The sequence below is a fragment of the Hafnia paralvei genome (assembly GCF_020150375.1).
In the GTDB taxonomy this organism is placed as follows: domain Bacteria; phylum Pseudomonadota; class Gammaproteobacteria; order Enterobacterales; family Enterobacteriaceae; genus Hafnia; species Hafnia paralvei.
The window spans coordinates 3654136-3677945 of the sequence record NZ_CP083737.1 but is presented as its reverse complement, the minus strand read 5'-3'; the positions used below and the strand labels follow the sequence as shown (position 1 = coordinate 3677945).

The following is a 23810-nucleotide window of genomic DNA, read 5'->3' as shown; positions in this document are numbered from 1 at the left end:
AGATGACATGAAAACACCCTCACAACCGCGCGCTATCTACTATGTCGTAGCATTGCAAATCTGGGAATATTTCAGCTTTTACGGCATGCGTGCGTTACTCATTCTTTATCTCACCCATCAGCTAGGGTACAACGATACCCACGCTTTCAGTCTTTATAGTGCTTACGCCTCACTCGTTTATGTCACGCCAATCATCGGCGGGATCCTTGCAGACAAATTGTTAGGTAACCGGATGGCTGTGATTGCAGGGGCGATCCTGATGACGCTGGGCCATGTGGTCTTGGGCGTTAGTGCGGTTTCACCGTCTTCTCTCTATTTAGCCTTAGCCATCATTGTGTGTGGTTACGGGCTGTTCAAATCCAATATCAGCTGCTTGCTGGGAGAACTTTACTCTCCCGAAGATCCACGCCGCGACGGTGGTTTTTCACTGCTCTATGCAGCTGGGAATATTGGTTCGATCGTAGCGCCAATTGCCTGCGGTCTGGCTGCCGAACAATACGGCTGGCACGTCGGCTTTGCGCTGGCGGGGATCGGTATGTTTGCCGGTTTGATTATCTTCTTATGTGGGCACAAACATTTCCGCCATACCATTGGTGTGAACCATCAGGGGATGAAAAATACAACGCTGCGCGTCCCAAACTGGGGTTGGTTGCTGGCGGCGGTGATTCTCTCTCCTCTGTTTGTTGCAGTGCTCTTCTGGCGCGACTGGTCGAGCTACGCTTTGGCTCTGGTGTGTGCTGGTGCCATTATTATTCTGGCCGGAATCTATCGTCGAGCAGAGCCTGAGCAGCGCAAAGGTCTGCTACAGATCGTGATCCTAATGTTGCTGGGAACGTTATTTTGGGCATTTGCTCAGCAGGGCGGAAGCTCGATAAGCCTATTTATCGATCGTTTTGTCAATCGCCAGTGGTTCTCTTTCACCATTCCGACGGCGGTATTCCAATCCGTGAATGGCTTTGCCGTGATGCTAAGCGGCGTGGCACTAGCTTGGCTGGTACGTGAAAATAGCAACGGCAATCGTATATTGCGCATCTGGGGTAAATTTGCATTAGGCCTTGCGCTGATCAGCGCAGGGTTTGGCATTCTTACTTTTAATGCTCGTTGGGCCGCGGTTCATGGGCAGGGTTCCATGGCGCTGACCGTATTGGGCTTAGCGGTTATGGGATGCGCAGAACTGTTTATCGATCCAGTTGCGATGGCACAGATCACACGTCTGAAAATACCGGGAGTGACGGGCGTCCTGACCGGTATTTATATGCTCGCGACTGGATCGATAGCTAATTATCTAGCAGGAATTATTGCCAACCAAACGGCAGAAGTTTCATTTGAACAGGGTGGAGAAGCAACGGCGCATTCCGTTATGGCTTATGTGAGCGTCTTTAGCGATATCGCCTGGGGCGCGCTCGGCTGTGTGGGATTAGTCGCGTTAATCTGGCTGTGCCATATGTTGATGGTACGCCGTAATGCAATTGCCGCCGAGTCGTGCGAATAAGGACTTGCTTCCAACAGAGCGGATGGTTAACGTTCTGATATTCAATCGTTCAGGGCGGTGACCGCGCCGTAAAGTTTCATGAATAGCTCAGAAATCCAGATGCGAATTGCCAGCAAGCTTCAGGGGCGTTCGCAACTGATGGTTGCTTTTAGCGGTGGACTTGATTCCACCGTACTTCTGCATGCGCTAGCACAACTGCGCATGCAGAATTTTCCTCATCTACAACTGCGTGCAGTCCATGTACATCATGGACTAAGCCGCTATGCCGATTTATGGGTCGATCATTGCGAGTCCGTTTGTCGCCAGTGGCAGGTTCCCTTGAAGGTGCTACGCGTCAAGGTTGATTCCCAACGCAGCGGAGTAGAGGCGGCAGCGCGCGACGCGCGATATCACGCCATTGCTGACGAAATAAGTCATCACGAAACGTTGCTCACGGCTCAGCATCTCGACGATCAGTGCGAAACGTTTTTGCTGGCGCTTAAGCGTGGCAGTGGTCCAACCGGACTCTCTGCGATGGCGAGCCATATGCCATTCTTCAGCACTGAACAGCTCCGTCCTCTGCTGGATATCAGCCGTGCTCAGCTTGAGGAGTATGCTGCTAACTACGATCTCAAATGGGTCGAAGACGACAGCAACCAAGACGATCGTTTCGATCGCAATTTCCTGCGCTTGCGCGTCATTCCGAATCTACGCGATCGCTGGCCGCATTTTCCCGAAGCGGTTGCTCGTAGCGCCAGCTTGTGTGCAGAGCAAGAACAACTGCTCGATGAGTTACTGCTAGAGTCGCTGCAATCGCTCATGAGTGAAGATGATTCGCTCAATATTGACGGCCTATTGCCTATGTCGGAGGCCAAACGTTATGCGCTATTACGGCGTTGGATCGCCTGCTTTGGCGTCATGATGCCGACCCGAGAGCAACTCCAATTGCTCTGGTCTGAAGTCGCCATGGCACGCGAAGATGCCGAGCCTCAGCTTCAGCTTGGCAAAAGCCAAATCCGCCGTTACCGCCAGCATCTTTATCTATTGCCGCCGCTGCGTTCTCTAAAAGATCAAGTGATAGCATGGGATCCGCGAGAGTCGTTGTCGCTGCCCGATGGGCTCGGTGAACTACAGCTCGGTAGCCGAGGAATATGTGTACGCGCCCCGAAATTCGATGAAGCTGTCTCAATTCGCTTCGCCGCCCATGGCACACTACGCATCGTTGGCCGCCGCCATTCGCGACCAATAAAAAAAATCTGGCAAGAACACAATATTCCACCATGGGAACGCGAGCGAACGCCTATGCTCTACTATGGTGAAACGCTCATCGCCGCTCTCGGTGTATTCATCACCCAGAATGGGCAGGCCGTGGCGGATGAGCCTGTATGGAATATTCACTGGACCAAAGACTGGATGTAAATCTCCGTCATAATTCAGGCCACAGATGCGTTGGCTGCACGTGTTCACCCTAGTCACTTACCAGTGTAAGCTCCTAGGGATTCACGTGTTTGCCGCCTTCCTGTGACCTGAATTATTTAGGAGATTTGGTGTTGTCATAATTGAAGCTGCCTCGGCGTTAGCTGTGCTTGCTTACCCGAATCACTTACTTATGTAAGCTCATCGGGATGCGCTCGCTTGCTGCCTTGATGCTGCTCCAATTACGTTGAGGATAATCTCCGTCATAATTCAGGCCACAGATGCGTTGGCTGCACGTGTTCACCCTAGTCACTTACCAGTGTAAGCTCCTAGGGATTCACGTGTTTGCCGCCTTCCTGTGACCTGAATTATTTAGGAGATTTGGTGTTGTCATAATTGAAGCTGCCTCGGCGTTAGCTGTGCTTGCTTACCCGAATCACTTACTTATGTAAGCTCATCGGGATGCGCTCGCTTGCTGCCTTGATGCTGCTCCAATTACGTTGAGGATAATCTCCGTCATAATTCAAGCCACAGACGCGTTGGCTGCACGCGTTCACCCTAGTCACTTACCAATGTAAGCTCCTAGGGATAGTTCGTTCATGAAAGAATAAATAGCGCGGGTTGACGTGATTGCAATGTCGAGGAACATAACAATGATGAAAAAATTAATGGCTGCGGTCGTGCTGACGGCGGTGGCTTCTTTGCCAGTGCTGGCGGCGGGTGATGCGGCAGCAGGTAAAAGCAAGGCGATGACCTGTGTCGCCTGTCACGGTATGGAAGGTAAAGTGACGGTGCCGATGTATCCGAATCTAGCAGGTCAGAATGCGATGTATCTTGAGCAGGCGCTGAAGGATTATAAAAGCGGGGGGCGTTCCGGTGGGCAGGCTGAGGTGATGAAGGCCTACGTTGGCAATCTTTCTGAGCAGGATATCAGCGATTTAGCCGCCTACTATGCAAGTCTTAAACCCTAGCCAGCCTTAAATCCAAACTTAAATCCAAAATAGAAAGGGCGATGATTTCATCGCCCTTCGTATATATGTGGCTGGAGATGTGTGCCGAAAGGGGCTAAGAAATGCTTACGTTGACGGTACCAATTTCTGGGTGACTGAAGCTGGCTATATGGTCTAAACGTAACTCCCGTGGCTCGCCGTCTTGCTCAATGATCAGATACTCTACGTGTTTACGCGAAATCAAATCATTGGCTTTAGCTTGCAACTTCTCTCCGTTGCGCAGTTCTAGCGCCAGTATCAGATGATGCTGGCAGGCGAGTTCCAAATTGTCGTAATCGTCACAGTTGATTGGCTGATACTCTTCAATTTTCGACATAATCACTCACCAATAAGTTAGCGGCGGCATAGGCCGCCTGTTCCCTAACGGCAGATGGCAGCGCTTCATTGGCTGCAACCTCATCCAGAGCTTTTAAAACACAACCTAACGCATCAGGTATATATCCCAAATCTCCACTGCCAATCTGGGCATACATACGGCGTACTAACTCAGAATATTGCTGCAAAGTTATCCTCCTATAAAGCTTATCCCAATGACGGGCAGTTGGTAAAAACCGGCATGAGGATAAGCTCTGCTTATCTCAACGACTATAGCACAGTCGCTCTCACTAGAAAGCAGCTAGAGCCGTTGCGCAACGCAATTAATTCGTTCTTTACACGTGACAATCCCCAGCCGACTAGTTGGCTGGAAGGGGATACGGTACACTGTAAATAATTATACGAGAGGATTTTATGGCATTAAAGGCAACGATTTACAAAGCTAACGTCAATATTGCAGATATGGATCGTCATTTTTATCACGATGCTTCTTTGACGCTGGCACAGCATCCCTCAGAAACCGAACAACGAATGATGCTGCGACTTTTGGCCTGGATTTGCCATGCGAACGAGCGTTTGACGTTCACTAAAGGTCTATGTGCCGACGATGAGCCAGAGTTATGGTTGCGCAACGATTACAACGGAATCGATTTGTGGATTGAACTCGGTTTACCCGATGAGAAACGTCTTAAAAAGGCCTGCTCGTTATCGCAGGAAGTGGTGCTCTACGCTTATAGTGAACGCGCGGGCAGAGTGTGGTGGCAGCAAAATCAGGCAAAACTGAGTGGTCTTAAGGCGCTTTCCATTCGTTTTGTCAGTGATGACATCATGGCTCAGTTGCCAAAATTTGCTAGTCGCACCATGGATCTACAGGCCACGATACAGGAAGGCGCCATTTGGCTGTCTGATGCGCAACAAAACGTAGAGATCCAGTTTGACCATTGGAAACCTGCGGGAGTTTAAGATGTTGCAGATAACCAATACCGTTTCTATTGCTGATGACGAAATTGAACTCACCGCGATCCGTGCGCAGGGTAACGGGGGTCAGAATGTGAATAAGTCATCCACGGCGATTCATCTACGTTTTGATATTCGTACCTCCAGTTTACCTCCGTTGTATCAGGAGCGTTTATTGGCGATGAGTCATCATCTGATTACTTCTGACGGCATCGTGGTGATTAAGGCGCAGGAGTATCGTAGTCAGGAGTTAAACCGAGAAGCGGCGCTAGCGAGATTAGCTGAATTGATTAAATCGGCGGGGGTGGTTGAGAAAGTTCGCCGTCCTACTAAGCCGAGCCGAAATGCAAAGCGTAAGCGGGTCGAAAGCAAAACCCGACGCGGGATGACCAAGTCTTTACGCGGTAAGATCAGTGCTGATTAATATTAGTACTTTACGTGCGGCTTAAGACAAACATGATAAAGATCCACAGTAGGAGAATAACTGTGAAAAAATTGGCTATTTCGCTGTTTCTGGCAGCGGGTGCGATGGCACTGTTCGGGTGTAATGCTCGTTCTCAATATGTAGAACAACCTCTCCAGCCGATGGCGCAAAGTTTTCAGGGCGTGTTGCCTTGTGCTGATTGTCAGGGTATGGATACGTCGCTGTTTTTGGAAAAAGATGGCACTTTTGTTCTAAAAGAAGTTTACCGTGGTACACGTGACGGCGATCAGGCCTTTGCGGAATACGGTAGCTGGCAGCGCACCGCCGATAAACTGGTGCTTACCGGTACAGACGGCAGCAAGCGTTATTTTCGTCCTAAAGGCAATGATTTAAACATGCTGGACGCCAGCGGCAACGATATCGACTCCGCGTTGAATTACACGCTGAAAGCGACAGATGCGCCGCTGCCAGTTACGCCGATGACGTTTAAAGGCATGTATGTTTACATGGCCGACGCGGCGACCTTCCATGATTGCGCTACAGGCAAAAATTTCCCGGTGAGCAATAACATTGCTCTGGAGCAGGGGTATAGCCGCGCTCAGGGCGAAGCCGGTCAGCCGGTATTTTTGGAAATTCAGGCGCACTTCGCCATAACGCCATCGATGGAAGATGGGATGGTTGAAAAAGCGATTGTCCCTGACGGTCAGCCTCGTTTTGATGCTAAAGGCGCTTGTGCTAACTGATATCGTTCAATAAGACCTCAGGGCGAGAGCCCTGCGGTCATTAAATTTTGTCTGAGTGATGCAGTACCACGAACTTATCCCACAGCTGTTCGTTGCTTTCTAAATGAGCCGGATCGCGAATAATTGTATTATCGATGGGGCAAACCTTCATGCAGGTTGGCTCATCGTAGTGACCCACGCACTCGGTGCAGCGTTCGGCATCAATCTCGTAAATATCCATTCCCATGGAAATCGCTTGGTTCGGGCACTCCGGCTCGCACATGTCACAGTTGATACATTTTTTTGTGATCAGTAGGGCCATAACTCTCTCATAACGTTGCTGGGTGGTCGCGAACCAAGTCGGCTAAACCACTCGTGTGGGGCGGATAAATACTCGCGGGGGCGCGATTATACCCCCTCCAGCGACAGACACCAATTTTTTACTCAGGTTATTCCTTTGCGGTGAGCTTTGGTTTAGCTCGGTGCAGTTTATGGGATGTCATAGTTGTATCTTGAAGAGATGCTGGTTACCGTTATGACAGGATTTTTGTCTAGAGGATGGGATTTCGCTTTCCCGAGGAGCCATTTTGACCGATAACCCGTCAGCGAAAAATACACACCGCGTGGTCTTTTTTGACCTTGATGGCACTCTGCATCAGCAAGATATGTTTGGGCGCTTTTTAAGATTTCTGATTTGGCATATGCCGCAAAATTTGCTGCTAGTGATCCCATTATTACCCGTGATTGCTTTTGGCTTGATCGTGCAGGGCAGAGCCACGCGTTGGCCGATAAGCCTGTTGCTTTGGGCGATCACTTTTGGTCATCGAGAATCGCGCCTGAATGCGCTAGAACGTCAGTTTGTTCAAGTCTTCAAGCGTGATGTCGTTCCTTTTCCCGTAGTTCTGGGGCGGCTGAAAGAGTATCTCGGCAGCCAAACCGCAGAGGTGTGGTTGATTACCGGATCGCCACAGCGTTTGGTTGAACAGGTTTATGCTGATGAACCTTTTATTCATCAGGTGAGGATGATCGGCAGTCGCATGGTGCGTAGAAACGGCGGCTGGGTGATGCCGCTGCGCTGTTTAGGGCAGGAAAAAGTGGTTCAGCTAGAAATGCAGTTGGGTAAACCTCTTAAGTTATTCAGTGGATACAGTGACAGCCAGCAGGATAATCCTCTACTGGCGTTTTGCGAGCACCGTTTCCGCGTGAGCCCAACGGGAGAACTCCAGCAACTGGAGTGAATGAGAAAGCCTCTACGGGGGCGTAGAGGCTAGGCTAAGTTAGCTACGTTGCGAGTCTAACACTTCGTTATCGCGCGCCGCCTGTTGTGCGCGTGTATGGCTTTCGATCAGCAACTGATAATGAGGCATTGCCTGCGCATACACTTCAGCCCACTGTTCCGCGTCTGGGCGATTCCAAGTACCTTGTAGCTCTGAAATAGTGCCCATGGTGTCGATAGGGACAACGCCTGCCTGCGTTAAGCGTGCAATCGTTAAATCGCTGGCCATTTGTGAAACGGTGCCTGAAGCATCAACAACGGCAAAGACTTTATATCCCTCATAGATAGCGCTGATGCACGGGAAGGCCAAGCAGACGCTGGTAATCGTGCCAGCGATAACCAAGGTTTTCTTGCCGGTTGCTTTCACTGCATCAACAAACTCCTGTGAATCCCACGCGTTAATTTGCCCTTTACGCGCCACGTAGGTAGCGTGCGGTGCGGCTGCGTGAATTTCTGGGATTAACGGGCCATTAGGTCCTTGCGGTACAGAGGCTGTGGTAATGACCGGAATTTGCAGTAAATTTGCCGCCTTTGCCAACGCGATGGCGTTGGCTCGCAGTTGGGGTAAATCGATATCTTTAACCACCTGAAACAGACCGCTTTGGTGGTCGATAAGTAAGAGCGCGGTATCGTTAGGATCGATAGTCGGCTTATCGCCGTTAAAGTTAGCAATATGGTTATTCATAGGATGACCTTTTAGTTTTATGGCAGGGGATCTATCTAATTAATTGAAAAGTAGGGACGTCCTTGTCCATGACGACTACTGGCTCGTCATTCGTCCAAAATGACCGGTTTGAAAATCACTCAATGCCTGAACAATTTGCTGTTGGCTGTTCATGACGAACGGGCCATAACCCACGATGGGCTCATCGAGTGGCGCGCCGCTAAGCAGTAATGCCACGGAGTCGCTGTGTGCGGTCAGGGTGACGCTCTCACCTTCAACGGAAAACAACGCCAGTTCCGCATCATGCAGGAGCTTTTGTCCATTCACTTCCACCGCACCTTTCAGTATCACCAGAATGGCATTGCGCCCAGCGGGTAGCGTGAAGTTCGTTGTCTTGCCGGCATTAAGCTTCATGTCCCACACATCGAGCGGTGAGAAGGTATGCGCTGGGCCTTGGTGCTCGCTGAACTCACCGGCGATAACGCGTAGCTGTCCTGCATTATTTTCAAGATCGAGCTGTGGGATCTGGGCTTTCAGCAGCGTTTGATAACCCGGTTCTGTCATCTTGTCTTTCGCGGGCAGATTGACCCACAGCTGTATCATCTCTAACGTGCCACCCGTGGCTGCAAATGACGGTGCATGAAACTCCTCGTGTAAAATCCCCGCGCCGGCGGTCATCCATTGCACGTCTCCTGCGCCAATAAAGCCGCCATTTCCGGTGGAGTCGCGATGTTCTAACTCCCCCTGATAAACAATGGTGACAGTCTCAAAGCCACGATGAGGGTGCTCACCCACGCCACGACGTTTATCCGTTGCTGAGAACTGTTGTGGACCGGCATAGTCCAGCAATAGAAACGGGCTGATGTATTCGCCTTGCTGGTTATAAGAAAACAGGCTGCGAACCGGAAAACCGTCGCCCACCCAATGTGAGCCTGGAGCGCTGTAAACGCCGATAATCTTTTTCATGATGTTGCTCCGCTTAGCCAAATTCGATGTAATAAGTCTAATTCAGAGCAAGTTGGTGCAGTAGTAGGCGTAAATGTGTTTCACTGTTCTAAATTTGGAACAATTGGAGTTGTACGATGTATGACTTAAATGAAATGTTTTTATTTGTTCATGTCGTCGAAAATCAGGGCTTTGCCGCTGCTGGACGTGCGCTAGGTATGCCGAAATCTAAAATCAGTCGCCGAATTGCCCAGTTGGAAGAGCGTTTAGGTATCCGGTTAATTAACCGCTCGACGCGCCGTTTTTCAGTAACGGATTTGGGCCAAGAGTATTACCACCACTGTCGTGCGATGGTGGTGGAAGCCGAGGCGGCAGAAGAGTTGGTTGCACGCCGCCACTCAGAGCCCTGTGGCACGATTAAGATAAGTTGCCCGACTTCACTGTTGGATTATTGGGTGGGGTCTATGCTGTCGCGTTTTATGCTGCGTTATCCACGCGTGAACTTGCAAATAGAGAGCACCAACCGAAAGGTTGATGTGATCCACGAAGGGATTGATATTGCCATTCGTGTGCGGATGTCTCCGCTGGAAGACAGCGAATTGGTGGTTAAACGACTGGGGAATAGCCGACAGATGCTGGTGGCAAGTCCGGCATTGATTGATGGGAGAAACATGACGCCTGCGGCGCTCAGTGAGCTTCCGGCATTACATTGGGGATGGGTACAAAGTGATTATAGCTGGCGACTTCAAGGGCCTAATAGCGCGACGGCACACATTAGCTTCCAGCCTCGGATAGTCACCGATAATCTAAGTTTGCTCTGTCAGGCCGCCGTTGCCGGGTTGGGTGTGGTTCATTTGCCGTATGTCGTTGCGCGTAGTGCGTTGGCAAGCGGTCAACTGGTCGACGTGCTGCCGCAGTGGCATCCATCGTCGGGGTTAATTCATGCCGCTTATCCTAGCCGTAGAGGACTCCTACCGGCGGTGAAAACGTTGCTCGATTTTCTGGGTGAAGAGTTTCAGCACAGTGATTTGATGTAGAGCTAACTCGGGGCATAAAAAAGGTAGGCACTATGCCTCAATGCTTGTCAGTTAAGCCTGATTTTAGGGGAAGTACACCGATGGGGTCGTAGCGGCGAAGCCGCCGGAGTGCCCCGCGGTGTGCTAGCCCCGTATATCTCGATCCCTTAAATGAACAGCATTAGGCACTATGCCTACCTTTGTCTTTTTAACTCAGAAGGTTATTACATTGCTGCCTTAAAGATAGCGACGATTTCTTCGTGAGTTGCTTGAATTGGGTTAGTGAATCCACAGGCATCTTTCAGCGCGTTAGTTGCTAACGTTGGCAGATCTTCGATTTTAACGTTCAACTCGGTTAAACCTGCAGGGATATTGACATCTTTGGCCAGTTTACGAATTTCAGCGATGCAGGCATCTGCGCCCTGTTGGTCATTCATGTTGCTGACGTCAACGCCCATTGCGGCTGCGATATCTTTTAGGCGAGAAGCACAAACTTTCGCATTAAAGATCTGTACGTGTGGCAGCAGAACCGCGTTGCACACACCGTGCGGCAGATCGTAGAAACCGCCAAGTTGGTGTGCCATGGCATGCACATAGCCCAGTGACGCGTTGTTAAATGCCATACCAGCCAAGAACTGGGCATAGGCCATGGTTTCACGTGCTTCCATGTTGCTGCCGTTTTCAACTGCGTGGCGCAGAGATTGGCTGATCATGGTCACCGCTTTCAGTGCACAGGCGTCGGTGATTGGGTTCGCCGCAGTAGAAACATAGGCTTCTACGGCGTGAGTCAGCGCGTCCATACCGGTTGCCGCTGTCAGGCCTTTTGGCATTCCCGCCATCAGCTCAGGATCGTTAACGGACAAAATTGGAGTGACGTGCTTATCAACGATCGCCATTTTGATGTGACGGTCGATATCGGTAATGATGCAGAAACGGGTCATTTCTGACGCGGTACCGGCAGTGGTATTGATAGAAATCAGTGGCAGCTGTGGCTTCGCTGATTTATCAACGCCTTCATAATCACGAATGTCACCTCCGTTGGCAGCGACCAGCGCAATACCTTTCGCGCAGTCGTGTGGAGAGCCACCGCCAAGGGAAATAACACAGTCGCTTTTATGCTGACGTAGAATTTCCAGACCTTCAGCTACGTTAGTGCTGGTTGGGTTTGGATGAGTGCCATCGTACACGGCGCTTTGGATACCAAGATCGGCAAGCAGAGATTGTACTTTAGCAACGACGCCGATTTTGTTCAGGACGGCATCGGTGACGATCAGCGCGTGTTTGTAGCCATAGCCTTTCATGGTGGTCGCAGCTTCTGCGAGGCAGCCAGCACCAATCATGTTCACAGATGGGATAAAGAAGGTAGAAGTTGTCATCGTGTCATTCCTTAATGTGAGAAAATTAACATCACGATACTACTCAAGAGGTAGAGTAAATCTGATCTTCCTCAAGATCTGGTAGGAATAAAATGATAGCAAAATTAATACATTGATTATTTATATATTCGTGTCTTGTGTGATGTTTGGCATGTATAAATATTCTGCTGTGGTTAAACGTGTTAGTCCTGCTAACCTATCTTTACGCGGGTGTAAAATTAGGGGGGATAAAGGAGAGGATGAGTCAGCCCCCCGAAGCCGATGGTTTTTGCATCGAGGGGAATAATCGTGTGATTATTTTATCATGGCCTGTGTTTTTTCAACGTCTTTGAGGCCGCCTTCATTAATAGCGTTTTTGTAACCCATATCTTGCAGCAGTTTTTCAGCTTTACCAGACTGGTTACCCGTATTGCAGTAAAGGTGCAGCGTATCGTTCTTGTCCTGTGTCACTTCGCTGATGCGTTGATCCAGTTGTTTTAACGGAATATTCACGGCACCTTTTACGTGAGTTTCCTGATACTGGTCTGGAGTGCGAACATCGATCCAATGTTCTGCAGCCCACAAAGAAGTGGAGGCCATAAGCATGACACCGGCGAGTAGCGCTTTTTTTACCATTCGAGTTTGACCAAACATCGTGATACATCTCCTTTTCAACGTTGAATAAAATAGACGGCTTAAGCCTTTTACATCGTACGTGATTCTTTGGCATAAAACTTTGCGCCCAGACCGCATAGTAAAAATAGTGCAGAGGTGTTGAACGATGATGATTAAGCCAAAGATGCAACTTCAAGCAAGAAAGGTATAATGCGCGCCCTGAATGAACGGAGGTGAGCACGTGAGCGAACTAAATGATGCTTACTGGATGAAGCAAGCGTTAGCACTAGCGCAAAAAGCATGGGAGCAGGGCGAAGTTCCCGTAGGGGCTATTTTGGTGCTGGATGATGAAGTCATAGGGCAGGGATGGAATCGCCCGATTACCCGCCACGATCCTACCGCACACGCTGAGATTATGGCGTTACAGCAAGGGGGGCAAATTGTGCAGAATTATCGACTGCTCAACGCGACTCTGTATGTGACATTAGAGCCCTGCGTGATGTGTGCTGGCGCAATGGTTCACAGCCGTATCAAGCGTTTGGTGTATGGTGCGAGTGATTTAAAAACTGGGGCGGCGGGATCTTTGCTAGATGTTTTACGTCATCCGGGGATGAACCATCAGATCGAGATTACCGCTGGCGTGATGGCGAATGAATGTTCAGAGATGCTAAGCCAGTTCTTTCAGCAGCGTCGCGAGCAGAAAAAAGCCGAGCGCGAGGCTCGGCGCCTAAACCAACCTGATCGAGCAGATTAAAACGGTAGCAGCCCGCGAGGGCTGCGCTTAGGCTTCCCTTCAAGTGCATCTTCCGGTGATACGGCAGGATAGCCTTTACCGAGAAGTGCCTGACGGGTTTGCTCGGCGGCGACTTGTTTCTCTTTTTCTAACAGATACCCTTCCAGACTAACCAGATAACGGCGAATGTTTTCGACATACTGATAGGCCTCATGCCCACGTGCGTAGCCGTAGGTGAGATTCTGGTTATACTTCTTCTGGCTTAACATCGGCAATCGCTGCTTCACATCAACCCAGCTATTAGGATTTCCGCCCTGTTTTTGTGTCAATTGACGCACGTCTAGCATATGACCATAGCCCATATTGTAGGCGGCCAGTGCAAACCAAATTTTCTCATCTTCAGGGATAGTGTCCGGCAGTTTATCCATCAAACGTTCAAGGTATAAAGCACCGCCCGCAATGCTTTGTTCGGGATCGAGACGATCTTTGACGCCAAGCCCATCAGCCGTAGCGCGAGTGAGCATCATCAACCCGCGAACGCCCGTGGGGGAGGTTGCTTGAGGATTCCAATGAGATTCTTGATAGGCAATTGCGGCTAACAGTTTCCAGTCAATTTTGTCTGCATATTTTTTAAAGATATCGCTCAAATCTGGCAGTACGTTATCAATTGCAGCTAAAAACGTTTTGATGTCGACGTAGTCAAAGCCGCCCACATGGCCTAAATACTTCTCTTCGAGCCTAGCAAGAGAGCCGTCGTCCACCATGTTGCTGAAAAAATCCAAAACGGCGGCATATAAGCTGTCGTCGTCAGTGCGGTTCAAATACCACATGACTGGCTCTTCATCGCTGATATCAAAAGCAACGGCGAGTTGAGGATGGATGCGTTGAAACAGTGCCACGCTGACAGAGTCCGCAATGGTGTAATCCAGTTTTCCTTGAACGACACGCTGCATAAGCTCGTTAGAAGAGAGATCGCTGGAAGATTCCCAAGTGAGATTAGGATATTTATTCTGCTTATATTGGCTCAGTGTGGTGACGTGGGCTGAGCCAGATTGCACTGCAAGCGTACCGCTTAAATCATTCAGCGATTTTGGGCGGGACTTACCTTGTCGATAAACCAACTGTTGTGATACCGAGTAATAAGCAGGGCCAGTGCGAAAACGGCTCAGGCGCTCGGTATTATAAAGCAAACCGGCTGCAACCAGATCGCTTTTACCACTATCCAAATCGTCAAATAATTCGGGCAATGTGCCACGCACACGAACTTTTAGCTTTACGCCAAGATAATCAGCAAAGCGTTTTGCCAGCTCATAGTCCAAGCCGCTCACGTTTTTCCCATCAGCCTGATAGGTTAAGGGAGAATTAATCGTGCTGACCCGCAGTTCCCCACGGTCAAGGATCTGTTGTAGCTGGCTCTCATTTCCGCTACGCCACGGAATGTTGGGCCATAGCGCAAGCGCCAGCAGGGCAGAAACGATACCAATAAGATAATAATTATATTTTATACGTTTCAAATAGTTATCTCATGAATGTGTATCGAGTTGTGAGGCTGTGTTTGCAGGATAGTATATGGCTAAATCAACAGGTAGGCGGCATTTTGCGCAACAAAGCGTCAGTGCGCAACTCAAAAAACACATAAATTTTATCTCACTATGAAACACCCTATGTGAAATAAAGGCTACGCAAACGGTTTCGTCTGGCGTGTAGATTCTCTATAATGTCTCCCGCTTTCCCCCTGTTTCGCCCACTGAGGCGGTTGTAGACAAGGCTATTTGACCTTTCACAGCCATCTCGAAGACGAGAGAACCTAGATGACGGACTTATTTCCAATGGAAATCATGCGTGGCTCACCCGCTTTGTCGGCTTTTCGTGTTACCCAACTGCTGTCTGCTTGTCAGGACGCTAATCTTCCAGTCAACGATATCTATGCTGAATATGTGCACTTTGCTGACGTCAGCGCGCCTCTCTCAGCAGAAGAAAAGGCGACACTCCAGCGTTTGTTAAAATACGGCCCTTCTTTGGCCGAGCACGAACCCAAAGGTCGTTTGCTGTTGGTGACACCACGCCCTGGAACCATTTCCCCGTGGTCATCTAAAGCAACTGACATTGCGCATAACTGTAATCTTCCACAGGTGATCCGTTTAGAACGTGGCGTTGCCTATTACGTGGATGCACCTGAACTTACCGATGCGCAGTGGCAAAAATTGCAGGGTCTGTTGCACGACCGCATGATGGAGCGTGTATTCCATGAATTGCAGGACGCTCAGAAACTCTTTAGCCACCAATCTCCCGCGCCAGTACAGAGCGTCGATATGTTGGGAAAAGGCCGTAGCGCACTGGTTGAAGCTAATACACGCCTAGGGCTGGCGCTGGCCGATGATGAAATCGATTACCTCTTGGAATCGTTCACTCGCTTGGGGCGTAATCCAAACGACATTGAGCTTTATATGTTTGCTCAGGCGAACTCTGAGCACTGCCGCCACAAGATTTTTAATGCCGATTGGATTATCGATGGGCTGGAGCAGCCAAAATCGCTGTTCAAAATGATTAAGAATACCTATGAGCAGACGCCAGATTACGTGCTGTCGGCTTATAAAGATAACGCCGCGGTGATGGAAGGTTCTTCGGTGGGGCGCTTCTTTGCCGATCCGGAATCAGGTGTGTATGACTACCATCAAGAAGACGCTCATATCCTGATGAAGGTGGAAACCCACAACCACCCAACGGCGATCTCTCCGTGGCCTGGTGCGGCAACCGGCTCTGGTGGCGAAATTCGTGATGAGGGCGCAACGGGCCGCGGTTCCAAGCCCAAAGCGGGTCTGGTCGGTTTCTCCGTTTCCAACCTACGCATTCCTGGCTTTGAACAGCCGTGGGAACAGGATTTTGGCAAACCAGAACGCATTGTAAATGCTTTAAGCATTATGACCGAAGGCCCATTAGGTGGGGCAGCGTTTAACAACGAATTTGGCCGTCCAGCGCTGCTGGGTTATTTCCGCACCTATGAAGAACAGGTGAAAAGTCATAACGGCGTTGAACTACGGGGTTACCACAAACCTATTATGTTGGCGGGCGGTATCGGAAATATTCGCGCGGAACACGTACAGAAAGGCGAGATCACCGTGGGTGCCAAGCTCATTGTGCTTGGCGGGCCTGCGATGAATATTGGTTTAGGTGGTGGTGCGGCCTCTTCAATGGCATCAGGCCAGTCTGACGCGGATCTGGATTTTGCATCGGTACAACGTGACAACCCAGAGATGGAACGCCGTTGTCAGGAAGTGATCGATAGTTGCTGGCAGTTGGGTGATGAAAACCCGATTCAGTTTATTCACGACGTTGGCGCCGGCGGGTTATCGAATGCGATGCCTGAGTTGGTGAGCGATGGGGGGCGTGGTGGGCGTTTTGAACTGCGCGATATTCTCAACGATGAGCCGGGAATGAGCCCGCTGGAGGTTTGGTGTAACGAATCACAGGAACGCTATGTGATGTCCGTTGCACCAGAGAAACTGGCTCAGTTTGATGCGATTTGCCGCCGCGAGCGTGCGCCTTATGCCGTTATCGGAGAGGCTACCGAAGAACTGCATTTAACGCTGAATGACCGCCATTTCGACAATCAACCTATCGATATGCCTTTGGACGTGTTGTTGGGTAAAACGCCGAAGATGACACGTGATGTCACTACGCTAAAAGCGCTGGGAGATTCGCTAAACCGTGGCAGCATCAGCATTGCTGATGCGGTGAAACGTGTGATGCATTTACCTGCCGTTGCGGAAAAAACGTTCCTGATTACCATCGGTGACCGTAGCGTAACGGGTATGGTTGCTCGCGATCAGATGGTCGGCCCGTGGCAGATCCCAGTAGCCGACTGTGCGGTAACGACCGCAAGCCTCGACAGCTACTATGGTGAGGCGATGTCTTTAGGGGAACGTGCTCCGGTTGCTTTGCTTGATTTCGCTGCCTCGGCACGTTTGGCCGTAGGCGAAGCGCTAACTAACCTTGCCTGTACTCAGATCGGTGAGCTTAAACGCGTTAAGCTTTCGGCTAACTGGATGTCTGCAGCCGGTCATCCAGGCGAGGATGCGGGTTTATATGAAGCAGTCAAAGCCGTGGGCGAAGAACTGTGCCCAGCGCTGGGGCTCACTATCCCCGTAGGCAAAGATTCCATGTCGATGAAAACGCGCTGGCAGGAAGGTAACCAACCACGCGAGATGACATCACCGTTGTCGCTGGTGATCACCGCGTTTGCCCGCGTCGAAGACGTGCGCCATACGGTGACACCACAGTTGCATGTTGATCAGGGCGAAAATACGCTGCTGCTCATCGACTTGGGCGAGGGGAATAATGCGTTAGGTGCGACGGCGCTAGCACAGGTCTATCGTCAGTTGGGAGATAAGCCCGCAGATGTGCGTAACACGCAGAAGCTGGCTGGTTTCTTCAATGCCATGCAGACGCTGGTGGCTGAAGGTAAACTTTTGGCTTATCACGACCGTTCTGACGGTGGTCTATTGGTCACGTTGGCGGAAATGGCGTTTGCTGGGCACTGTGCGCTGGATATTGATATCAGCAAGCTGGGGCAGGATCACCTTGCTGCGTTGTTCAACGAAGAGTTAGGCGCCGTTATTCAGGTTCGTAACACGGATCTCGCAGCAGTAAAAGCCGTTCTGACCGAGCAGGGAATTGCTGATATCGCGCATGAAATTGGTTATGCCTCAAGCGGCGATCGCTTTGCGATTCAGTCGCATGGCAAAGAGGTGTACCACGAGCAGCGTTCAACGCTGCGTCTGTGGTGGGCCGAGACGACGTGGCAGATGCAACGCCTGCGTGATAATCCGGAATGCGCCGATCAGGAACATCAGGCCAAACAGGTGGAATCCGATCCTGGCTTGAACGTCAAACTGACTTTCAATCCTCAGGAAGATATTGCCGCACCTTATATTGCAACAGGCAGCCGCCCGAAATTGGCGGTGTTACGCGAGCAGGGTGTGAACTCTCATGTGGAGATGGCAGCTGCTTTCCATCGTGCCGGTTTTGATGCCGTGGACGTACACATGAGCGATATTCTGGCAGGGCGTATCACGCTAGATGAATTCCATTCGCTAGTAGCTTGTGGCGGCTTCTCATACGGTGATGTTTTAGGTGCCGGTGAAGGTTGGGCGAAATCCATTCTGTTCAATGAACGTGCACGCGATCAGTTTGAATCGTTCTTCCATCGTCCACAAACCTTGGCTTTGGGCGTGTGTAACGGCTGTCAGATGATGTCCAATTTGCGTGAGTTGATTCCCGGTGCCGAACATTGGCCTCGTTTTGTACGCAATACGTCAGAACGTTTCGAAGCGCGTTTCAGCTTGGTGGAAGTCACTGCGAGTCCATCATTGTTGTTCCAAGGAATGGAAGGTTCTCGTATGCCGATTGCGGTTTCGCACGGTGAAGGCCATGTAGAAGTTCGCGATGATGCGCATCTGGCTGCGCTGGAGCATCATAATCTGGTAGCGCTACGCTTTGTTGATAACTTCGGTAAAGTCACCGAGTCTTATCCGGCGAACCCAAATGGCTCAGTGAACGGCATCACCGCTGTTACTAGCGCCAATGGTCGTGCGACTGTGATGATGCCACACCCAGAACGCGTGTTCCGCACGGTTAGCAACTCTTGGCACCCAGCCGAGTGGGGCGAAGATAGCCCGTGGATGCGTATGTTCCGTAATGCACGTAAGCAGTTGGGGTGATCATCTAGGGCATCTGAATTTATGCATCAACGGTGAAAGTTTTCGTCCGCCCGTCAGCATCTGTGTTTCCATGAAACTGCTGGCGTAGGTGTCCGACGAGCGGTTGCCAGCGCGCAACCTCTCGACTCTCGCGCTTTTTTACCGCGTCGTTTGGCCGACCGGTCTCAGAGCGCACATCCTGTACGCCCTCGACCTACCGCCATCTTCCCTGATGGCGGTTCTATCATGCATTTCATCTAACACGAAAAGACAAAACAATATTGGTTTGTTTTTTAAAAGCTTAAGTCTTGGTAGAGAGAGCCGCTGGTACAGGGATGTACCGGCGGAGTTTGGGGCGCCCTGGATGGGCGATACCAAACCGAAGCGGAGATGGCATCTCGGATAAAAGCGCGCGAGTTGAGAGCCCCCGCGCAATGGGGCTCTCATCGGTCGCCTTCACCTGTGGGCTCATGGAAACGCGTTTGCTGACAGGCGAACGAAACATTACACCACAATCCCATAGGATATTGACGTTCCAAACCGGAGCGGAGATGGCATCTCGGTCGCCTTCGCCAGTGGGCTCATGGAAATGCGTTTGCTGATCGGCGAACGAAAAATTTCACAGTAGTCCCATCAACGACAGTCAGCCAACCAAGCAATTCCCCTATGTCGCAAAACAACAACATCACCCCACTATGGGTGTCTCCAAAAGGAGACATTTAACCTATTGATTTTTAACGGCAGTGATAAGCGATACCCATAGTGTCTACTTTTAGCGACGGCTAGGTGAAAAAAAGAGCAAAATATATAGCTGAACCAAGGATAACGCCTATATTGATTGCCTATATAAATGTATTTTTATTTAAAAATACTTATATTTTATATTGTTAGAATGAGTCTTATGAAGTTGGCACGGTACGTGCATTGCATAACACAGTTGCTCATTCACTCTTTTATGTCAGCGACCGCAATAGCGAGTCAGGCTACATAAGCCATCGAATGACGCCAAAGTAAGGTGCCTACCGTCCAACTATCCGATAACAGTCGCTTACGCGCTTTATCAAACTCCGGACGACACGTTGAGTGAGGCGCCACCTATTCAATGTCCGACTGTGATGATTGGTTCATCAATTTGGGACATAAAATGAATGACATTCGTCTTATTTGCCGTTGTACGGCGCCGATGACGGTTTACCTCATCACACTGAAGACGAGAATTGCACTAGCGATATCATTCAGCCAACGGAACCCGAAGACAGTTATCTGCCTTCGGGTTTTTGTTTTATTCCCGTCAGTTATTACGCTGCATGTGCGTTGGCCGCGCTCGTTAATCCTAGTCACGCGATGTTTTGCTCGGCTACGTATCGCCCCGAATGCCGAGTATGCATTGAAGAATTGCTCCCCCTGCCTGACTCAGTTAGCATCTGGGTAAACCTTTAGGTAATGAGATGATTTCCTTGAAGAGATGGCGTTTATTTCCTCGTTCGCTACGTCAGCTAGTCTTGCTGGCATTTCTGCTGGTATTGCTGCCTTTATTGGTGCTGGCTTATCAAGCCTACCAAGGCCTTAATAATTTGAGCTCTCAGGCGGCCGATATCAACCGCACCACGCTTTCCGATGCGCGTCGCAGCGAAGCGATGGCGAGCCTTGCGGTGGAAATGGAACGTAGCTACCGGCAGTTCTGTGTGCTAGGCGATGAATCACTTTCTAAGCTGTATCAAAAACAGCGCGGGCAATACTCTCAAATGCTGGAGCGTCAGGCGTCTGTGTTGCCAGACCCACGTTATTACCAAAAGTTAAACGGTTTGATTGACCAACTGGCGACTTTTCAGTGTCAGAATAATGCGCCTGTGACTCAGGCATCGGCTTTATTGGCTGGTTTTTCAGTGGCAAATGGCCAAATGGTTCAGGCGACGCGAGACGTTATTTTCACGCGCGGACAACAGCTACAGCAGGCTATTGCCGAGCGTGGACAGTTCTTTGGTTGGCAGGCACTGGTGCTGTTTTTAGTGAGTGTGCTGTTGGTATTTCTGTTTACTCGCATGATTATCGGCCCTGTGAAGGGGGTCGAGCGCATGATTAATCGTCTAGGCGAGGGCAAAAACGTTGGCAATATGGTGGCGTTTCGTGGTCCGCGTGAAATCAGATCGTTGGCACAGCGCATTGTTTGGTTGAGTGAACGCCTTTCTTGGTTAGAGTCGCAGCGTCATGAGTTCTTACGTCACATCTCTCACGAATTGAAAACGCCGCTTGCCAGCATGCGAGAAGGAACGGAGCTTTTAGCCGATGAGGTCGCAGGCCCGCTCACGCAGGATCAAAAGGAAGTGGTCGGCATTTTGGACTCCAGCAGTCGTCATTTGCAGCAGCTCATCGAACAGCTATTGGATTACAACCGCAAGCTGGCAGATGCCCCGATGGAGAAAGAAAATGTTAATCTGGGCGAGATGGTCGGGCTGGTGGTGTCGGCCCACAGTTTGCCTGCACGAGCCAAATCTATCCGTACACTTACTGAGCTAAACGTTGACCTTTGCTGGGCAGAACCTACGCTATTAGAACGCGTTATTGATAATCTCTATTCCAATGCGGTGCACTATGGGGCGGAATCCGGTACCATCTGGATCCGCAGTCGTTTGGCTGGTGATAAAATACAGATAGATGTGGCTAACACCGGTGCTGGCATCCCGTCGGCTGAGCAGGCCATGATTTTTGAACCTTTTTATCAGGGAAGTCTTCAACGTAAAGGCGCTGTAAAAGGGAGCGGCTTGGGGCTAAGCATTGCCCGAGATTGTATCCGCCGAATGCAGGGTGATTTACATCTGGTGACCGTAGACGGCGCTGACGTCTGTTTTCGCATTGAATTACCATTAACCGCAGAGATCTCATAACTAATGAATAAGTGGTCTGTTCGCGCCCTATTCAACGAACATCTGATTGACGCTGACGGCCTTCGCCGTATGGCGTCTGTTTTGCGTCCATTTTCCGCATTGGGCGCTATGTTGTTGGTTCCATTTTTGCTAACAGGGTGCGCTAAAACGGGCACCGGTAACCCGGTTTCTCATGCTGTACAGGCGATTATTCCTGACAGTAAAGTGGTGGATTATCAAACGGCTTCTTGCGAGACCCTCTGGTTTAATGATGACAAAGAAGCCGTTGAGAATGGGCTTTATTGGCTGCGCGCGATGGACTGTGCCGATCGCCTGAGCGGGCAAGAGGCGCGGTTGCAGGCTCGCTCGTTGGGCAGTGAAAATTGGCAGCGTGTGTTTAAACAAAGCGTTCTGGTTGGCAGCGCAGAGCCAACAGCCGCCGAGCGTCGACAGATTATCGATCGCTTGAACGGTTATCGTTCCGAGTTCCCTGCTTCTGTGCGTCCGTTGATACAGCTGTGGCGCGAAAAACAGATGCTGATGATCAATATTCTCGATGAAAAAGCGCGTTATCAAAAGTTACAAGCCAGTACGGATTCGCAGCTAGATGCGCTACGAGAAACGCAGGGGCGATTGCAGTACCAACTTGATGACACCACTCGTAAGCTAGAAAACCTGACAGATATCGAACGTCAGCTCTCTTCACGCAAGCAGATGTCGGGAGAGATGTCCGATCCGTCGGTGAAAGAAGATAGCTCTGACGACACAGGGAAATCTGAGAGTAAAGCTCCGGCAGAGGCCAGTGGCAAGCCAGCTTCAGAACCTGCTAACACGGACGCCCACTAAGGAGCCACACTGAATGACACAACGTAAACCAGCTAATTTACTGTTAGTGGATGATGATCCCAGCTTGCTAAAGCTACTGGGGATGCGCCTGAGTAGTGAAGGATTCCGTGTTACTACGGCAGAAAGCGGGCATGACGCATTACGTGTGTTAGGGCGTGAACAGATTGATTTAGTCATCAGCGACCTGCGGATGGATGAAATGGATGGGATGGCGCTGTTTGCTGAAATCCAAAAGCGTCAGCCCGGTATGCCGGTGATTATTCTTACCGCTCATGGCTCGATTCCTGATGCGGTTGCGGCAACTCAACAAGGTGTATTTGGTTTCTTAACCAAGCCGGTTGATCGTGATGCCCTTTATAAAGCGATTGATGAGGCCTTAGCTCAGTCGATGCCCGCTGCGGGTGATGACACTTGGCGCGAAGGTATCGTCACGCGTAGCCCAACCATGTTGCGTCTGCTGGAACAGGCGAATATGGTGGCTCAATCAGATGTGAGCGTGCTGATTAACGGGCAAAGCGGTACGGGTAAAGAAGTGCTCGCGCAAGCGATTCATGCCGCTAGCCCACGGGCAGGAAAAGCGTTTATTGCAATCAACTGCGGCGCATTGCCAGAACAGTTACTGGAATCTGAGCTGTTTGGTCATGCTAAAGGCGCTTTTACCGGTGCCGTGAGTAGCCGAGAAGGGCTATTCCAAGCAGCAGAGGGTGGCACACTGTTTCTGGATGAAATCGGTGATATGCCGCTGGCGCTACAGGTAAAACTGTTGCGCGTGCTGCAAGAACGCAAGGTGCGCCCGTTAGGCAGCAACCGCGATATCGATATCAACGTGCGTATTATTTCCGCCACGCATCGCGATTTGCCAAAAGCGATGGCAAAAGGGGAGTTCCGCGAGGATCTGTTCTATCGCCTAAATGTGGTGAGTCTGAAGATTCCGGCGCTGAACGAGCGCGCTGAGGACATTCCTCTGCTCGCCAACCATCTGCTGCGCGAATCGGCTCAACGCCATAAACCTTTCGTACGTAGTTTTTCTACTGATGCCATGCGCCGCTTAATGGCCGCGAGCTGGCCGGGAAATGTGCGTCAATTAGTTAACGTTATCGAACAATGCGTTGCGTTAACCAGCGCTCCAGTGATCAGCGAAGCCTTAGTTGAGCAGGCGCTGGAAGGCGAAAATACGGTATTGCCAACGTTTGCTGAGGCGCGTAACCACTTTGAACTTAACTATTTGCGCAAACTCCTGCAAATAACGAAAGGCAACGTCACCAATGCCGCACGTTTGGCTGGTCGTAACCGTACCGAGTTTTATAAGCTGCTGGCGCGGCATGAGTTAGATGCGGCTGATTTCAAAGAATAGGGATCCCCTGCGTACTTGGTGCCGCTGGTCAAATTACGCTGGGGAATTCGAGTGCTTTTGGTCGTTTAGGGCGCTAAACAAAGTGATGAGAATGTTTTACACTTGGCGCATTAAACCAGCCTCTTTTT

Annotated in this window: 21 protein-coding genes; 13 read left to right on the top strand and 8 right to left on the bottom strand. The window is 50.4% G+C overall.

The annotated features are described in order from the left end of the window. The first annotated feature begins 7 nt into the window (after positions 1-7). The 3 genes from dtpD (at position 8) to K9N75_RS17255 (ending at position 3858) form a co-directional block, all read left to right on the top strand. A complete protein-coding gene (gene dtpD, locus K9N75_RS17265; protein WP_096080374.1) occupies positions 8-1492 on the top strand; it encodes a dipeptide permease DtpD in 1485 nt (494 codons plus the stop codon). Positions 1493-1570: 78 nt separating this feature from the next. Next, complete coding sequence (tilS, locus tag K9N75_RS17260; protein ID WP_064572956.1) at positions 1571-2890, top strand: tRNA lysidine(34) synthetase TilS; 1320 nt, start codon at positions 1571-1573, stop codon at positions 2888-2890. Between the two features lie 650 nt (positions 2891-3540). After that, positions 3541-3858 carry a c-type cytochrome gene (locus K9N75_RS17255; protein WP_020303586.1) on the top strand — a complete coding sequence of 106 codons (318 nt, stop codon included), beginning with the start codon at positions 3541-3543 and terminating at the stop codon, positions 3856-3858. A gap of 94 nt (positions 3859-3952) precedes the next feature. On the opposite strand, the gene rof is transcribed toward K9N75_RS17255, so the two are convergent. Both rof and K9N75_RS17245 read right to left on the bottom strand, forming a co-directional pair. Further along, the gene (gene rof / locus K9N75_RS17250; RefSeq protein ID WP_004094310.1) at positions 3953-4213 is read right to left on the bottom strand and encodes a Rho-binding antiterminator; all 261 of its coding nucleotides are present in this window, start codon (positions 4211-4213) and stop codon (positions 3953-3955) included. Further along, positions 4200-4400 carry a YaeP family protein gene (locus K9N75_RS17245; protein WP_008814496.1) on the bottom strand — a complete coding sequence of 67 codons (201 nt, stop codon included), beginning with the start codon at positions 4398-4400 and terminating at the stop codon, positions 4200-4202. The genes rof and K9N75_RS17245 overlap by 14 nt, the downstream gene beginning before the upstream one ends. Positions 4401-4626: 226 nt before the next feature. Here K9N75_RS17245 and K9N75_RS17240 point away from each other — a divergent pair, with 226 nt between their 5' ends. From K9N75_RS17240 to nlpE, 3 genes are all read left to right on the top strand, one after another. Beyond that, positions 4627-5175, top strand: coding sequence for a YaeQ family protein (locus tag K9N75_RS17240; RefSeq protein WP_004094307.1), 549 nt, complete (start codon positions 4627-4629; stop codon positions 5173-5175). Between the two features lies 1 nt (position 5176). Further along, a complete protein-coding gene (gene arfB, locus K9N75_RS17235) occupies positions 5177-5593 on the top strand; it encodes an alternative ribosome rescue aminoacyl-tRNA hydrolase ArfB (protein ID WP_096080376.1) in 417 nt (138 codons plus the stop codon). 62 nt (positions 5594-5655) lie between these two features. Further along, complete coding sequence (gene nlpE, locus K9N75_RS17230) at positions 5656-6336, top strand: envelope stress response activation lipoprotein NlpE (RefSeq protein ID WP_008814494.1); 681 nt, start codon at positions 5656-5658, stop codon at positions 6334-6336. Positions 6337-6376: 40 nt separating this feature from the next. On the opposite strand, the gene K9N75_RS17225 is transcribed toward nlpE, so the two are convergent. Continuing rightward, on the bottom strand, positions 6377-6637 hold the full coding sequence (locus K9N75_RS17225) for a YfhL family 4Fe-4S dicluster ferredoxin (protein WP_004094302.1): 261 nt from the start codon (positions 6635-6637) through the stop codon (positions 6377-6379). A gap of 265 nt (positions 6638-6902) precedes the next feature. Here K9N75_RS17225 and yfhb point away from each other — a divergent pair, with 265 nt between their 5' ends. Then, complete coding sequence (gene yfhb / locus K9N75_RS17220) at positions 6903-7553, top strand: phosphatidylglycerophosphatase C (protein WP_039190014.1); 651 nt, start codon at positions 6903-6905, stop codon at positions 7551-7553. A gap of 39 nt (positions 7554-7592) precedes the next feature. Here yfhb and K9N75_RS17215 read toward each other — a convergent pair whose 3' ends face one another. Both K9N75_RS17215 and K9N75_RS17210 read right to left on the bottom strand, forming a co-directional pair. Beyond that, the gene (locus K9N75_RS17215; RefSeq protein ID WP_061059638.1) at positions 7593-8276 is read right to left on the bottom strand and encodes an isochorismatase family protein; all 684 of its coding nucleotides are present in this window, start codon (positions 8274-8276) and stop codon (positions 7593-7595) included. 75 nt (positions 8277-8351) lie between these two features. Continuing rightward, on the bottom strand, positions 8352-9221 hold the full coding sequence (locus K9N75_RS17210; protein WP_224451941.1) for a pirin family protein: 870 nt from the start codon (positions 9219-9221) through the stop codon (positions 8352-8354). A gap of 116 nt (positions 9222-9337) precedes the next feature. On the opposite strand from K9N75_RS17210, the gene K9N75_RS17205 reads away from it, so the two are divergent. Next, a complete protein-coding gene (locus tag K9N75_RS17205) occupies positions 9338-10237 on the top strand; it encodes a LysR substrate-binding domain-containing protein (RefSeq protein ID WP_064572962.1) in 900 nt (299 codons plus the stop codon). A gap of 203 nt (positions 10238-10440) precedes the next feature. Here K9N75_RS17205 and yiaY read toward each other — a convergent pair whose 3' ends face one another. Next, complete coding sequence (yiaY, locus tag K9N75_RS17200) at positions 10441-11592, bottom strand: L-threonine dehydrogenase (RefSeq protein ID WP_008814489.1); 1152 nt, start codon at positions 11590-11592, stop codon at positions 10441-10443. Between the two features lie 294 nt (positions 11593-11886). Further along, positions 11887-12207 carry a thiosulfate sulfurtransferase PspE gene (pspE, locus tag K9N75_RS17195; protein WP_008814488.1) on the bottom strand — a complete coding sequence of 107 codons (321 nt, stop codon included), beginning with the start codon at positions 12205-12207 and terminating at the stop codon, positions 11887-11889. Between the two features lie 220 nt (positions 12208-12427). On the opposite strand from pspE, the gene tadA reads away from it, so the two are divergent. After that, positions 12428-12940 (top strand): tRNA adenosine(34) deaminase TadA, encoded by a 513-nt coding sequence (gene tadA, locus K9N75_RS17190; protein ID WP_008814487.1) that lies wholly within the window; start codon positions 12428-12430, stop codon positions 12938-12940. Here the strand turns inward: tadA and mltF are convergent. Further along, entirely contained in the window at positions 12937-14433 is a 1497-nt protein-coding gene (gene mltF / locus K9N75_RS17185) for a membrane-bound lytic murein transglycosylase MltF (RefSeq protein WP_114475766.1), read from the bottom strand. The genes tadA and mltF overlap by 4 nt on opposite strands. Before the next feature lie 315 nt (positions 14434-14748). On the opposite strand from mltF, the gene purL reads away from it, so the two are divergent. The 4 genes from purL (at position 14749) to glrR (ending at position 23682) form a co-directional block, all read left to right on the top strand. Beyond that, entirely contained in the window at positions 14749-18639 is a 3891-nt protein-coding gene (purL, locus tag K9N75_RS17180; RefSeq protein ID WP_224452627.1) for a phosphoribosylformylglycinamidine synthase, read from the top strand. A 1427-nt stretch (positions 18640-20066) separates the two neighbouring features. Continuing rightward, positions 20067-21503: a sensor histidine kinase gene (locus K9N75_RS17175; RefSeq protein ID WP_008814484.1), complete on the top strand. Its 1437-nt coding sequence runs from the start codon at positions 20067-20069 to the stop codon at positions 21501-21503. Between the two features lie 3 nt (positions 21504-21506). Then, positions 21507-22328: a two-component system QseEF-associated lipoprotein QseG gene (qseG, locus tag K9N75_RS17170; RefSeq protein WP_052238114.1), complete on the top strand. Its 822-nt coding sequence runs from the start codon at positions 21507-21509 to the stop codon at positions 22326-22328. A 13-nt stretch (positions 22329-22341) separates the two neighbouring features. Further along, positions 22342-23682 carry a two-component system response regulator GlrR gene (glrR, locus tag K9N75_RS17165; RefSeq protein WP_004094641.1) on the top strand — a complete coding sequence of 447 codons (1341 nt, stop codon included), beginning with the start codon at positions 22342-22344 and terminating at the stop codon, positions 23680-23682. Positions 23683-23810 lie beyond the last annotated feature (128 nt).

Coding starts and splice junctions, on each gene's coding strand:
- K9N75_RS17225 (WP_004094302.1), bottom strand. CDS start 6,637: ATGGCCCTACTGATCACAAAAAAATGTATCAACTGTGACATGTGCGAG.
- K9N75_RS17205 (WP_064572962.1), top strand. CDS start 9,338: ATGTATGACTTAAATGAAATGTTTTTATTTGTTCATGTCGTCGAAAAT.
- rof (WP_004094310.1), bottom strand. CDS start 4,213: ATGTCGAAAATTGAAGAGTATCAGCCAATCAACTGTGACGATTACGAC.
- K9N75_RS17255 (WP_020303586.1), top strand. CDS start 3,541: ATGATGAAAAAATTAATGGCTGCGGTCGTGCTGACGGCGGTGGCTTCT.
- K9N75_RS17210 (WP_224451941.1), bottom strand. CDS start 9,221: ATGAAAAAGATTATCGGCGTTTACAGCGCTCCAGGCTCACATTGGGTG.
- K9N75_RS17215 (WP_061059638.1), bottom strand. CDS start 8,276: ATGAATAACCATATTGCTAACTTTAACGGCGATAAGCCGACTATCGAT.
- qseG (WP_052238114.1), top strand. CDS start 21,507: ATGAATAAGTGGTCTGTTCGCGCCCTATTCAACGAACATCTGATTGAC.
- tilS (WP_064572956.1), top strand. CDS start 1,571: ATGAATAGCTCAGAAATCCAGATGCGAATTGCCAGCAAGCTTCAGGGG.
- K9N75_RS17175 (WP_008814484.1), top strand. CDS start 20,067: ATGATTTCCTTGAAGAGATGGCGTTTATTTCCTCGTTCGCTACGTCAG.
- pspE (WP_008814488.1), bottom strand. CDS start 12,207: ATGGTAAAAAAAGCGCTACTCGCCGGTGTCATGCTTATGGCCTCCACT.
- arfB (WP_096080376.1), top strand. CDS start 5,177: ATGTTGCAGATAACCAATACCGTTTCTATTGCTGATGACGAAATTGAA.
- K9N75_RS17240 (WP_004094307.1), top strand. CDS start 4,627: ATGGCATTAAAGGCAACGATTTACAAAGCTAACGTCAATATTGCAGAT.
- purL (WP_224452627.1), top strand. CDS start 14,749: ATGGAAATCATGCGTGGCTCACCCGCTTTGTCGGCTTTTCGTGTTACC.
- glrR (WP_004094641.1), top strand. CDS start 22,342: ATGACACAACGTAAACCAGCTAATTTACTGTTAGTGGATGATGATCCC.
- dtpD (WP_096080374.1), top strand. CDS start 8: ATGAAAACACCCTCACAACCGCGCGCTATCTACTATGTCGTAGCATTG.
- yiaY (WP_008814489.1), bottom strand. CDS start 11,592: ATGACAACTTCTACCTTCTTTATCCCATCTGTGAACATGATTGGTGCT.